This window comes from Pseudooceanicola sp. LIPI14-2-Ac024 (assembly GCF_042188925.1).
Classification (GTDB): domain Bacteria; phylum Pseudomonadota; class Alphaproteobacteria; order Rhodobacterales; family Rhodobacteraceae; genus Pseudooceanicola.
In genome coordinates this window covers 1,239,159-1,252,341 of sequence record NZ_CP170102.1, presented here as the reverse complement: position 1 = coordinate 1,252,341, position 13,183 = coordinate 1,239,159, and the positions used below count along the sequence as shown (strand labels likewise).

11 protein-coding genes are annotated in these 13,183 nt (G+C 68.1%); 4 read left to right on the top strand and 7 right to left on the bottom strand.

All coding sequences use genetic code 11. The features are described from left to right. Positions 1–77: 77 nt before the first annotated feature. From ACE2AC_RS06095 to araD, 6 genes are all read right to left on the bottom strand, one after another. The gene (locus ACE2AC_RS06095) at positions 78–1,424 is read right to left on the bottom strand and encodes an MFS transporter (RefSeq protein WP_375691218.1); all 1,347 of its coding nucleotides are present in this window, start codon (positions 1,422–1,424) and stop codon (positions 78–80) included. Between the two features lie 500 nt (positions 1,425–1,924). After that, complete coding sequence (locus ACE2AC_RS06090) at positions 1,925–2,890, bottom strand: 2-hydroxyacid dehydrogenase (protein WP_375691217.1); 966 nt, start codon at positions 2,888–2,890, stop codon at positions 1,925–1,927. Continuing rightward, positions 2,887–3,597, bottom strand: a complete 711-nt coding sequence (locus tag ACE2AC_RS06085) for a ribonuclease activity regulator RraA (protein WP_375691216.1) — start codon at positions 3,595–3,597, stop codon at positions 2,887–2,889. The genes ACE2AC_RS06090 and ACE2AC_RS06085 overlap by 4 nt, the downstream gene beginning before the upstream one ends. A gap of 98 nt (positions 3,598–3,695) precedes the next feature. Then, positions 3,696–5,225 carry an aldehyde dehydrogenase (NADP(+)) gene (locus ACE2AC_RS06080; RefSeq protein WP_375691215.1) on the bottom strand — a complete coding sequence of 510 codons (1,530 nt, stop codon included), beginning with the start codon at positions 5,223–5,225 and terminating at the stop codon, positions 3,696–3,698. An 88-nt stretch (positions 5,226–5,313) separates the two neighbouring features. Next, complete coding sequence (locus ACE2AC_RS06075) at positions 5,314–6,234, bottom strand: dihydrodipicolinate synthase family protein (protein WP_375691214.1); 921 nt, start codon at positions 6,232–6,234, stop codon at positions 5,314–5,316. A gap of 11 nt (positions 6,235–6,245) precedes the next feature. Next, the gene (gene araD, locus ACE2AC_RS06070; protein WP_375691213.1) at positions 6,246–7,988 is read right to left on the bottom strand and encodes an L-arabinonate dehydratase; all 1,743 of its coding nucleotides are present in this window, start codon (positions 7,986–7,988) and stop codon (positions 6,246–6,248) included. A gap of 240 nt (positions 7,989–8,228) precedes the next feature. On the opposite strand from araD, the gene ACE2AC_RS06065 reads away from it, so the two are divergent. From ACE2AC_RS06065 to ACE2AC_RS06050, 4 genes are all read left to right on the top strand, one after another. Then, a complete protein-coding gene (locus ACE2AC_RS06065) occupies positions 8,229–9,278 on the top strand; it encodes a hypothetical protein (protein WP_375691212.1) in 1,050 nt (349 codons plus the stop codon). A 67-nt stretch (positions 9,279–9,345) separates the two neighbouring features. After that, complete coding sequence (locus ACE2AC_RS06060) at positions 9,346–9,765, top strand: tripartite tricarboxylate transporter TctB family protein (protein ID WP_375691211.1); 420 nt, start codon at positions 9,346–9,348, stop codon at positions 9,763–9,765. A gap of 7 nt (positions 9,766–9,772) precedes the next feature. Further along, complete coding sequence (locus ACE2AC_RS06055) at positions 9,773–11,266, top strand: tripartite tricarboxylate transporter permease (protein WP_375691210.1); 1,494 nt, start codon at positions 9,773–9,775, stop codon at positions 11,264–11,266. A 54-nt stretch (positions 11,267–11,320) separates the two neighbouring features. After that, positions 11,321–12,346 (top strand): LacI family DNA-binding transcriptional regulator, encoded by a 1,026-nt coding sequence (locus ACE2AC_RS06050; RefSeq protein WP_375691209.1) that lies wholly within the window; start codon positions 11,321–11,323, stop codon positions 12,344–12,346. A gap of 335 nt (positions 12,347–12,681) precedes the next feature. On the opposite strand, the gene ACE2AC_RS06045 is transcribed toward ACE2AC_RS06050, so the two are convergent. Continuing rightward, a complete protein-coding gene (locus ACE2AC_RS06045; protein ID WP_375691208.1) occupies positions 12,682–13,134 on the bottom strand; it encodes a VOC family protein in 453 nt (150 codons plus the stop codon). Positions 13,135–13,183 lie beyond the last annotated feature (49 nt).

The following is a 13,183-nucleotide window of genomic DNA, read 5'->3' as shown; positions in this document are numbered from 1 at the left end:
GTCCCCCGTGTCGTCATCGACCTGTTCCCGCGCGTTTCCTCGCCCGGAGTCCCGACGTCCGGACCGGCCCGCCGTCCTCAACTGTCGACGGGTCGTGCGCTTGGCAGAAGTCGCAAGATGCTCAAGCCGGCACCCGCCAGCGCGACGGCCATGCCGATCCACAGCGCCGCATGCATCCCCGTCTCCGACCAGCGCCAGAAGCAGACCGCCACGACCACCGCACCCAGGGCCTGGCCAAGCAGGCGCGAGATCGCGAGGATCCCGCTGGCTGCGCCACTGCGCTCGATGGGGGCGCTCTGCATGATGGCGACCATGTTCGGGGACTGGAAGAAGCCGAAGCCGATGGCGCAGACCACCAGGCGGGTTGCGATGCCGGAAATCGACGCGTCAGGGGGCATGGACGCCAGGGTGCCGATGCCTATGGCGAGGATGATGAGACCCGCGAACGCCAGCAGGGCTGGCGGGAACCGGTCGGCCATCGGCGCGGCAACCAGGGTCATCGCTGCCAGCGCCGCAGGCCAGGGCGTTATCAGCAGCCCGGCCTCGACCTGTGAGTAGCCCATCTCGACCTTGAAGAGGAAAGGCAGCACGACGAAGATCACGGCCTGCGTCACGAACGCACAGACCGAGGTGCCCGAGGACAGCGCAAAGACCCGGGACCGGAAGAGGTCGATGGCCAGCATCGGTGCCGGGCTTCTGCGGTCCCGCCGCCACAGGAGGATACCGCTGACCGCCGCGCCGGTCGCGGCCAGTGCCACCCAGGGCAGGGCGAGTCGGGCGATGCCGGACAGCGCAAAGAGGAGCAGCGCGAAGGTCGCCGCACAGAGCGCGGCCGCGCCCCAGTCCACCGGCCGCACCCGTGGCGCGACCACGGGCAGCACCTTTACGCCCGCGGCGAGCGTGGCTAGCGCCACCGCCGCGTCGAGGTGGAACAGCCAGTGCCAGTCGGCAACCGCGAGGATGAAGGACGTCATCGGGGGGCCGAGCGACAGCGAGATGCCGACGCACATGGCATAGAGCCCGAGCCCCCGGCCAAGCCGGTTGGCAGGGTAGAGGGTGCGGATCAACGCGGGCGTCATGGCGTTCACCGCCGCCGCGCCGAGACCGATCATGGCCTTGGACCCCACCACGGCCAGGAACCTGTCGGACAATCCTGCCGCGGCGGATCCGGCGGCAAAGACCGCAAGCCCGGCGAGGAACATGTGGCGTTGCCCAACCACCTCACCGAGCGCGGCAAGTGGCAGCAGCGCTGCGATCACGGCGAGGTAGTAGGCGTTCACCGCCCAGATCGCGTTGGCAGGCGTAACGCCGAGCGCCCGGGACAGTTCGGGCAGCGCGGTGCTGGTCATCGAGATGTCGAGCGTCACCAGTGAGCCGCCCAGCAGGACAACGACGAGGGCCGGAACCGAGAGGACCTTGGTCATTCGGTCCCCGACATGATTGTCGCGGGTACCGGTCGACGTGCCGCGGCCCGGGATTGGCGAAGGGTTGTCGTCAGGACGAGGCTTTCGTGTTCCGCTGTCGCGAAGCAGACGTCGAGACGGTGGTACAGGCCATGCATGATCGGTGCCTCGGTGCGGCCGGGAATGTCGCGCATGTGTTCGAGGAGGGCAGGGCGTCCCGTGATCATGGTCTGTGGGTTTCCAGCATGTCTTGAGCTGCATAGCTTGCGCGGATCGTCTCTGGCGACAAGGCGCGCGGCGTTCCGTGCAGATGTATGCAAGACGGGGTGCCGGGGTTGCTTGATGCGCCGATGGACAGGGCCTCCCGGCCGAAGCGCGACGCGCGAGCCGTGCTCACATGCCGCCGCGCTCGGGTGGCGCTGGTCGACGTGGTCGGGACGCGGGAGCTGGGGCATGGCCCGCACTACGCTCTCCCGCGGATCGAGGTGAGCGCGCCGCGGTGCTGACCCGCGGTCCCGTGGTCACGCCGGGCTGACAGGGAGCGCCACCGGCGTGAGTGCCGCGCCGGTCCCGAAGAAGGCGGCGAGGTTTTCGACCACCAGTTCGGCCATCCGGTCGCGGGTGGCCACCGTGCCGCTGGCGTGGTGCGGGTAGAGCGTGACGTTCGGCAGGGCGGTGAGACGCGGATCGGGCGCGGGCTCGGACGCGAAGACGTCGAGCCCGGCGGTCGCGATCGTGCCGGTCTCCAGCGCCTCGATCAACGCGGTTTCATCGACGACGCTGCCACGGGCGACGTTGATCAGCGCCCCGGCAGGCCCGAGCGCGGCAAGCACGCCGGCGTCGATCACGTGCCGGGTCGCGGCCCCGCCGGGCAGGCAGGCGACGAGGATGTCCGCCCAGCCTGCCAGCGCGATCGGTGCCGCGTGGTACGCGAAGTCCACCGTTTTGGGCGCCCGGCTGCAATAACCGATCTCCATCCGGAAGGCCTGGCAGCGCTCGGCCACCGCCATCCCGATGGCGCCCAGCCCGAGGATCCCGACACGCCGCCCGGTCAGCGTCGCCGTCAGCGGGAACGGCCCTTCGCGCCCCCAGTCGCCGGAGCGGACCCAGGCGTCGCCCGCGACCATCCGGCGGTGCGTGGCAAGGATCAGCCCGAGAGCGAGGTCGGCCACGTCATCGGTCAGCACGTCGGGCGTGTTGGTCACCACGATCCCGCGTTCGGCACAGGCGGCGAGGTCGATCCTGTCGGTCCCGACACTGGATGTGGCGATGAGGCGGAGTCCCGGCAGGGACGGGAGGAGCCCTGCCGGAACCCCCGCGCTGCCGGTCGTGACCAGGGCAGCGACACGCGGACCGACCTCGGCCAGAAGCGCCTCGGGCGCGTCGGCCAGGTCGAGCCGGTGCAGGGTGTAGGCCGCCCCGAGCGCCTCCATCTGAGCGGGCCGGATCGGCGCGACGACAAGGACTTCGGGGCCGGCGGCGCTCATCGCCCGTTGGCCGCGCGCCAGGCGGCGAAGGCCTCGAGGTTTTCCTCTTTCGTTGCCGGGTAGAGGCCGATGATCGTGGCGCCGTCCTTGACCCGCTCGACCACGAAATCCTCGAAGGCGGTCATCTCGACGGCCTCGTCGGCGACCTCGTCGGCAAGGTGCGCGGGGATCACGATGACGCAATCGTCGTCGCCCACCACGATGTCGCCCGGAAAGACCGGGGCATCGCCGCAGCCGATGGGGCCGTTGATCTCGATCGCCTCGTGGTGGGTCAGGTTCGTCGGGCTCGACGGCCTCGTGTGATAGGCGGGGATGTCGAGCTCCGCGATGGTGGCCGCGTCCCGGAAGCCGCCGTCGGTCACGATGCCCGCCCCGCCGCGCATCATCAGCCGGGTCACCAGGATATCCCCGGCCGAGGCCGCCCGCGCATCCTTGCGGCTGTCGATCACCATGACATGGCCTTCGGGGCATTGCTCGATGGCGACCCGCTGCGGGTGCTCGGGGTTGCGGAACTCGACCAGCTGGTTGCGGTCCTCGCGCGCGGGCATGTAGCGCAGGGTGAAGGCGGGGCCCACCATGTTCACGCCCTTGCCCTTCAACGGCTGCACGCCCTGGATCACCTGGTTGCGCAGCCCCCGCTTGTAGAGCGCGGTGGCCAGCGTGGCGACCGAGACGCCCATCAGTTTTGCCTTGGTTTCCGGATTCATCCTCGGTCCTCCTCGACCGCTGTCATCTTCATCTTGCCGGATAAACTCCGGGGTGAATGCGCGCTTGCGCGCAGAGGGGCAGCGCCCCTTTGCGACGGTCAGGCAAGGTCCTCGGGCAGCACGTCCGCGGGGACGTTCTGGTAGCAGACCGGCCGCAGGAAGCGCCGGATCGAGAGCGTGCCGACCGAGGTCGCGCCGAAGTTCGTGGACGCGGGGTAGGGACCACCGTGGACCATGCTGTCGGCCACCTCGACGCCGGTCGGGAAACCGTTGACCAGCAGCCGCCCGGCCTTGCGTTCGAGGATCGGCAGCAGGCGACGGGCGGCCTCGCTGTCGCCCTTGTCCATGTGGATCGTGGCGGTGAGCTGGCCCTCGAAGCCCTTGGCGAGGGTCTCCATCTCGGCGCCGTCCGAGACCCGGACGACGAGGCCGAGGGGGCCGAAGACCTCCTCGCCGAGGGCGTGGTCCTGGAGGTAGGTCTCCGCGTCGGTCTCGTAGAGGTTCGGAGAGGCTACGCGCCCGCTGTCGTCGTTCGTCAGCAGCGGCTCGATGGCGTTGCGCCCGTCGAACCGGGCCTTGCCGTCGCGATAGGCGGCGGCGATGCCGTCGGTCAGCATGACCTGCGGGTCAACCTTGGATAGAGCCTCCTTCGCGGCGGCGACGAAGGCGTCGCCCTCGGCGCCCTTGGCGACCACGGCGATGCCGGGGTTGGTGCAGAACTGACCGGCACCCATCGTCAGCGACCCGGCCCAGCCGGTGCCGATCTCGGCGCCGCGGGCGGCCGCGGCCTCGGGCAGGACGAACATCGGGTTGACCGAACCGAGCTCGCCGAAGAACGGGATCGGCTCGGGCCTCTGGGCACAGAGGTCGAAGAGCGCCCGCCCGCCGCCGAGCGAGCCGGTGAAGCCCACGGCCTTGATCAGCGGATGCTGCACCAGCGCCTGCCCGACGTCGCGCTTGCCGCCCTGGATCAGCGAGAAGACGCCCGCGGGCATGCCGCATTTGGTGATGGCAGCGTAGATCGCCTCTGCAATGATCTCGCCGGTGCCGGGATGGGCGGAATGCCCCTTCACCACGACCGGGCAGCCGGCCGCCAGGGCCGCGGCGGTGTCGCCGCCCGCGGTCGAGAAGGCGAGCGGGAAGTTCGAGGCGCCGAAGACCGCAACCGGGCCGATCGGGCGCTGGATCATGAAGAGCTCGGGCCGGGGCAGGGGCTGGCGGTCCGGGAGCGCCTTGTCGTGGCGGATGTCGAGATAGGCGCCGTCACGGATGTGGCTTGCAAACAGGCGGAGCTGGCCGGTGGTCCGGCCGCGTTCGCCCTCCAGCCGAGCCTCGGGCAGGCCGCTTTCCGAGGTGCCGATGGCGGTGACCTGCGGCCCGCGCGCCTCGATCTCGTCGGCGATGGCGTCGAGGAAATCCGCCCGCGCGGCGCGGGAGGTGTAGCCGTAGGTCCAGAACGCCTCCTCGGCCGCCTTGCAGGCGCGATCGACGAGCTCGGGGGTGCCGACGCTGAAGTCATGCGCGGCGCCTTGCGCCGGTTCGGAGGCGAAGGTGGCGCCGGAGGCCACCCACTCCCCGGCGATCAGGTGCTTGCCGTGGGGGGTGAAGTCGGAGGTCGTGCCGTCCATGGGAAGGGTCCTTTCGGAGCGCGGATCGTGACGAGGCCGCGGAGCGCCCGGCGTCGTGGGGATCGGAAAGTTGAAGCCGGGCGGCGCCTCAGGCGGTGGCCCTGGCGCGGGCGAGCAGGTCGTTGGCCCGGAGGAAGTCGTCGAGCTTCGATTGCTGCGCCTCGGTCAGCGGCCAGGCAGAGGGCGGGCGGGTCGGCCCGCAATCCATGCCGAGCGCCTGCAGCGCGGCCTTCACGCCGGTGACGTTGGTGCCGTTCAGCTCCTCCGCGCGGATGTCCTCGAAGGCGCGCATCCCGGCGATCAGGCGGTTGGCCTCCGCGTAGTTGCCCGCGTCGAGGGCGGCGTGAATGGCGACTGAGCGTTCCGGCCAGACGTTGATCAGGCCCGAGGTGAAACCGCGGGCGCCGACGGCGTAGAGCGGCGGGGCCCAGACCTCGGCCAACCCGCCGACCCAGGTGATCGACGGGTCGCAGGCGGCCTTCGCCTCGGCCAGCTTCAGCGGGTTGGGGGTGGCCCATTTCACGCCCTTGACGCCGGGCAGGGCGCAGAGGTCGGCGATGGCCTTGGTGCCGATCGCATCGTTGCGCAGGTAGAGCATCATCGGCAACCCGCCCGAAGCGTCCGAGATCGCCCTGATGTAATCGCACGTGCCGCGCGGGGCGACGAAGGGGTCGGGCGGCTGGTGGATCATCAGCGCGGCGGCACCCGCCTCGGCCGACGCCTTCGCCAGTCGGCAGGCGTCGCGGATGCCGCGTCCGACGCCGGCCAGCACGGGTGCACGGTCGCCGACCATCGCGCAGACGTCCTGCACCATGGTGACCGCCTCGTTGGTGGTCAGGGCGTAGAACTCGCCGGTGTTGCCGTTGACCACGGGAATGTGGACCCCGGCGCCGAGCGCGCGGTCGATGATCGGTGAGAGCTTCGCGGGCGCGATCTCCCCCTCGGCGTCGTAGGGCGTGACGAGGATGCCGGAGATGCCGGAGAGCGCGGTGTCGAGGTCGTGGGGCATGGGGGCCTCCGTCAGAAGATGTCGGGTTCGCCCGCGACACGGCCGAAGCCGCGTTCGAGGTAGTCGAAGTCGCAGCCCTTGTCGGCCTGCAGCACGTGTTTCGAGAACATCCAGCCATAGCCGCGTTCAAAGCGGGGTTCGGGCGGGGTCCACTCGGCGCGGCGTCGCTCGATCTCGGCCTCGTCCACCAGCATGTCGAGGCGACGGTTCGGCACGTCGAGCCGGACGATGTCGCCGGTCTTCAGCAGCGCCAGCGGCCCGCCGATGTAGCTTTCCGGCGCGACGTGCAGCACGCAGGCGCCGTAGGAGGTGCCCGACATCCGCGCGTCGGAAATCCGCAGCATGTCGCGGTGGCCCTGCTTGATCAGCGCCTTCGGGATCGGCAGCATGCCCCATTCCGGCATCCCCGGTCCGCCCTGCGGCCCCGCGTTGCGCAGGACAAGGACGTGATCGGGGGTGACCTCGAGGCTCTCGTCGTCGATCGCCTTCTTCATCTCAGGGTAGCTGTCGTAGACCAGCGCCGGGCCTTCGTGGACGTAGTACTTCGGATCACAGGCGGCGGGCTTGATCACCGCGCCGTCGGGGCAGAGGTTGCCGCGCAGGAGCGCCAGCGAGCCCTCGTGGTAAACCGGGTTCGACAGCGGCCGGATCACGTCGTCGTTGTAGACCTCGGCGCCTTCGAGGTTCTCGCCCAGCGTCTTGCCGGTGACCGTCAGGCAGGAGGTGTCGAGCCGGTCCTCGAGCTGCTTCATCAGCGCACGGAGGCCGCCCGCGTAGAAGAAATCCTCCATCAGGTAGTCCTTGCCGGAAGGGCGGACATTGGCGATCAGCGGGGTGGTGCGGCCGAGGTCGTCGAGGTCGTCGAGGGTGAAATCGACGCCTGCGCGGCGGGCCATGGCGATCAGGTGGACGACGGCATTGGTCGAGCAGCCGGTCGCCATCGCGGTGATCGCGGCGTTCTGGACCGCGGCGCGGGTGACGATGCGGTCGGGGGTCAGCTCTTCCCACACCATGTCGACGATGCGGCGGCCGCAATCGGCCGACATGCGCTGGTGGCCCGAATCGACCGCGGGGATCGACGAGGCGCCGGGCAGGGTGAGGCCCATGGCGTCGGTGATCGCGGTCATGGTCGAGGCGGTGCCCATCGTCATGCAGGTCCCGGCCGAGCGGGCGATGCCGCCCTGGATGCCCAGCCACTCCTCGTCGGTGATGTTGCCCGCGCGGCGTTCGTCCCAGTATTTCCAGGCGTCCGAGCCGGAGCCGAGGATCTTGCCCGCGTAATGGCCGCGCAGCATAGGGCCCGCGGGCAGGTAGATCATCGGCACGCCCGCCGTCAGGGCGCCCATCACCAGCCCCGGCGTGGTCTTGTCGCAGCCGCCCATCAGGACCACCCCGTCGAAGGGATGGGAGCGGATCATCTCCTCGGTCTCCATCGCCAGCATGTTGCGGTAGAGCATCGAGGTCGGCTTGGTGAAGCTTTCGTCGACCGAGAGCGACGGCATCTCGACCGCCAGCCCGCCGGCCTGCGCCACGCCGCGCTTCACGTCCTGCGCGCGCTCGCGGAAGTGGGAATGGCACGAGTTGATCTCGGACCAGGTGTTGAGGATGCCGATGATCGGTTTCCCGCGAAAATCGGCCTCGGAAAAGCCAAGCTGCATCATGCGGGAGCGGTGGCCGAAGGACCGCAGGTCGTCCGGCGCGAACCAGCGGTCGCTGCGGAGCCCGGTGGTGGTCTTGCTGTCGTCTTTCGCCATGAACGACCTCCCTTCTCGCAATTGGCATTCGGTAGTGATGTATGCGCATACATCACAATCGGTCAACGGGAAATTTCGGTGTCGGCCACAATGCGCTGCAGGCCGTAAGATTTTATTGACAGGTGGGGGTGAGTCATGGTGAACAGCTATGTATGCGCATACATGGCGCGGCTGGGCGATGAGGAGCTTGCCCGGGACCGGAATTCATCTGCCCCGCAGAGGGGCCAAGGGAGGAAAGACATGACATTCACCCGCAGAACCCTTCTGGCTGTCGTGAGCGCGGCGGCTCTGCTGGCGCAGCCGCTGGCCAGCTATGCCCAGGAGCTGCCGCGCAACGTGCGGATGGTGATCGGCTCGCAATCGACGGGCGGCGACACCTACCAGAACTCGGCGATCATCGCCGATGCGCTCTCCGAGCACCTGGGCATCAACGTGAAGGTCGACGCCGTCGGCGCCTCGGCCGCGTTCAAGGCGCTCGATCGCGACAAGCGCGGCACGACGATCATGATCTTCCATGACCAGTCGTACCTCGGGAACCTCTACGGCGTGGAAGGCTACGACGATCCCTTCGCCAACTATGCCATCGGGCCGACTGTCGCGATCAACCCGGGCAACGCCTATCTGGTCGGGTCGGACAGCCCCTACCAGTCGATGGAGGACATCCTGAAGGCGGCCGAAGCCGGTGAGCAGGTGCGCGTGGCAATCCAGCCCGGCGGCGTGTCCGAGATCGGCTTCTCGGCGCTGAAGAACGCCGCAAGGGTGCGGGCGCCCGGGTCCGAGGCGAACATCGTGCCGGTCAACACCGGGTCGCAGTCGGACAAGAACCAGGCGATGTGGGACGACCTCGCCGACGTGATCAACGGCTCGATCCAGGCCAACGAGCAGTTCACCCAGTTGCCCGAGGGCGATTCCAAGGGCATGCGCTTTGTCTGGATCACCGCGCGGCCCGAGACGCTGCAGCAGGCGCCCGAGGCCGGCATGGGCGGCACCACCCGCGACGACATGCTGAAGTACGCCGCGCCCGAAACCTCTGTCACCTTCGACGGGTCCGAGGACTTCACCTTCGACAAGGAGTTCTTCTTCCTCTTCAACAAGGAGATGGATCCGGCGATCATCGCCCAGATCGACCAGGCCCTGACCGAGATCTTCGAGAAGGGCGAGATCCAGGAACGGCAGAAAGAGGCCTTCTTCATCCCGAACTTCCTGCCCTCGGCCGAAGCCAAGGCGCACCTGGAGAAGAAGCGCGAGACCTACAGGACGATCATCGACCAGATTTCGGGCGAGTCCTGACAGGCCGGTGAAAGACGGGGTCCGGCCAGGGCGTGGCCGGACCCGCAACTGAAGACGGGAGGGGGCCATGGGTAGCCTGGCCAGCGTGACGATCGATTTCGATACGTCGCACCTGATTTTTCCGACAATGATCGCGGTCATCCTGGGGCTCCTGGGCCTTGCCATCGTGATCCGGGACCGCAGGCGGATCGCCACCGCGGGGGCGTTCTGGCGCAGGACCTTCGCCGAGATGGACCGGATGCGGTTCTTCGGCACCCTGGTCCTCGTGCTGCTCTACTTCTCGCTGATGCTGCCGATCGGGGATTTCTGGCCGAACACCGGCATGGGCTTCCTGATCTGCTCGGTGATCTTTGTGTTCCTGTCGGGGCTGCTCTTCATGCATGACCGGGACCTGAAGCAGATCATCCCGCTGGCCATCGTGGCGGTGGTGGCGCCGACCTTCGTGTGGTGGCTCTTCACCTATCCCTTCTTCCTGACCCTGCCCTGAGGCGACGATGTTCGAGATCATCACACCGCTGTTCCTGTCGCTGATCGTCGGCGGCACCTTCGCCGGCATCGTCTTTGGCGCGATCCCGGGCATGACCGCGACCATGGCGGTCGCCGTCTGCCTGCCGCTGACCTATTCACTGGGGCTCGAGAACGGGCTGGCGCTGCTGCTCGGGCTCTACGTCGGCGGCATCTCGGGCGGGTTGGTGCCCGCGATCCTGCTGGGCATCCCGGGCACGCCGTCGTCGATCACCACGACCTTCGACGGCTACCCGATGGCCAGGCGGGGCGAGGGCGAGAAGGCGCTCCGGATCGGCATCGTCGCCTCGCTCGTGGGCGGCCTGATCTCGCTCGCCGTGCTCTGGCTCTTTGCGCCGACGCTGGCGGATTTCGCGATCAAGTTCTCCTATGTCGAGAAGTTCCTGATCATCTTCTTCGCCCTCACCGTGATGGCGGCGCTGAGCTCGGACATGCTGATCGGCATCTTCTCGGGGGTGCTCGGCATCTTCATCGCGCTGATCGGCACCTACGACATCTCGGACGGCGGCAACGGCCACACGCGGCTGATCCCGCCGGGGACGGATTACTGGCTCGAGGACGGGTTCTCGCTGCTGCCGGTCCTGATCGGGCTCTTCGGGCTTGCCGCGATCCTGGAACAGGCAGAGCTCGGCGCGCCGCGCGGCCATTCGCGCGAGGACCTGAAGGTCGGCGGCGAAAGCACCTTCTCCTTCTCGGTCTTCAAGGGCCAGATAGTGAACCTCGTCCGCTCGTCGGGCATCGGCACCTTCGTGGGCATCCTGCCCGGCGTCGGCGGTTCGGCCGCGTCGATCCTGGCCTATTCCAATGCCAAGACCTTTTCGTCCCACCCGGAAACCTTCGGCAAGGGCGAGCCCGCGGGCATCATCGCCTCGGAATCCGGGAACAACGGGCTGACCGGCGGGGCGCTGGTGCCGCTCCTGTCGCTGGGCATTCCGGGCGACAGCACCACCGCGCTGCTGATCGGGGCATTCACCTTGCAGGGCATCCAGGTCGGGCCGCTCTTCATCGGCAACAACCCGGTGACCTGGGACGCGATGATCTTTGCCATGCTGATCGCCAACCTCGCGATGTTCGTGATGATGTATTTCGCGATCCGCTACTTCGCGCTGGTGGTCACGGTGCCCAAGCACATCCTTTTCCCGGTGATCCTGATGATGTGCGTGATCGGCGCCTACACGATCAACTACGGCATCATGTTCGACGTCTGGACGCTGCTGATCTTCGGCATCGCGGGATGGCTCTTCACCAAGCTCGGGCTCGAGGTCGCGCCGTTCATCATCGGCTTCATCCTGGGGCCTTCGGCCGAGGTCTACTTCGTGAAGAGCCTCGAATCCTTCGGCACGCTGACCATCTTCTTCACCAAGAGCTGGATTGCCGTGGTGCTCTGGGTGCTGATCCTCGCCTCGATCTTCGGCTCCATCGCCCTGTCGCGGCGTCACCGCAGCGATCCGGTCGAAGTGTAGTCCTTGCCAAGGATCGCGCGGGCCGGGACAATGTCACCGATGGATACGGGCGACATGAAAGCGAAACGGAAACCGGCGCGCAGCGCGTCGCGCGGCGTGACGATGGAGGCGGTCGGCCGGATGGCAGGCGTCAGCCAGGTCACCGTCTCGCGCGCGCTGAGCGATCCGTCCAAGGTGTCGCCGGCCACCCTGCGTAAGATCAACGAGGCGATCGAGGCGACGGGCTTCGTGCCGAACGGCATTGCCGGCGCGCTGGCGTCGAACCGCAGCAAGCTGATCACCGCGCTGGTGCCGTCGATCACCAACATCGTCTATTCCTCGATGATCCGGTCCTTCAGCCTGCGGATGCGCGATGCGGGCTACCAGATCCTGTTGTCCGAGACCGGCTTTGCCCCCGAGGACGAGGAGCGTGCCATCGCCACCCACCTGTCGCGGCGGCCGGACGCGATCCTGCTGACCGGCATCCACCATTCCGCGCAGGCGCGGCGGATGCTGCTGGCTTCGGGCATCCCGGTGGTCGAGGTCTGGGATTTCACAGACAGCCCGATCGACATCGTGGTGGGTTTCCGCCATGTCGAGACCGGCCGCGCCGGGGCGGAATTCGCGGCCGAGGCGGGCTATGTCCGCGCTGCCACGATCTCGGCCGGGGACGAAAGGGCGCTGCGGCGCAAGGACGCCTTTGCCGAACGGTTCGAGCAGCTGACCGGAAGCAGGGTTGCGCAGGTGAATTTCGACGACACCGCGAGCCTCGCCAACGGACGCATGGCGCTGGCGCGTCTGGTGGGCGATGAGGGATTTGGCGGCGGACTGGTCTTCTGCAGCTCTGACCTGCTGGCCCATGGCGTGCTGATCGAAGCGGCGGCGCGCGGGTTGCGCGTCCCGGACGACATCGCGGTGCTGGGCTTCGGCGACCAGGATTTCGCGGCCCAGGTCGAACCGCCGCTCTCCACCATTCGCGTCGACCGCGAAGCCTTCGGCCGCGCCGCCGCCGATGCGCTCCTGGCGCGGCTGCAAGGCGGGGCCAGCGGCAGTGCCGCCGTGGACCTGGGGTTCGAGATCGTCCGCAGGGGATCGTGCTGACAGACCCGCGAGGGATGCCGTCGGTCCGAACTCTTTCCTCCCCCGATCCCGGCCGGCAGAACGCGGGGATGAGCGGCGGCCCGACGGGCGGAAATGGCTCGCCCCGAGCGTCGCCTGCGGTGGCATCTACCGCGACTTCGGCCAAGCCTTTGTGCCCGTCCTGTTGCTGACCGGAACTGGCGGACCAGTGCCAGACGATGGGGGATTTGCGATCGAGAGCCCCGCCAAGGGGGCGCGGCACCCGGTTCACCCTCTGAAGGGCGATGAAGACGAACGGGTTGCCTGACAGGGACGTGGTCGCCTCACGAAACCCCGCGCCGGTCCGCAGGAGGTTCTCACCCGTTGAAGCCGTAGTAGTCGTTGACCTCGGCCGGGCGGTCCGGTCCGGGTTCGAACACTTCCAGCAGCACGTTGTCCGGCGCCGCGACCATGAAGTAGGCGCTCCCGCCGGATCGCTTGATCGGGTTCGGCAGATCGACACCGCCTTCCTTCATGCGCTGGTAGAGGTCATCGATCCCCACCACCTGGAAGCCGAGGTGATGGACCGCGTTCCTGCCAAGCTCGCGCGGCGGCTGGTCGTAGAGGTGGAGCGCTCCGATCCCGATCTTGAGGAACACGTTGCGCGAATTGGCGTAGGGCCCGTCATGCGCGACCTCGGCATCGAACCAGCGGCGAAAGAAGTCGATGGTGGCTTCTATGTCAGAGGCAAAGAGATGCGCGTGGTGCATGTGGAACCTGGCCCCGCTCCCATAGGGATAGCGCCAGTCCGCGGATGTCTTGTCGGCCAAGTGTCGTCTCCTCGGTGTTCTGCGTCGGTTCGGTTCAGGCGCGATCCCT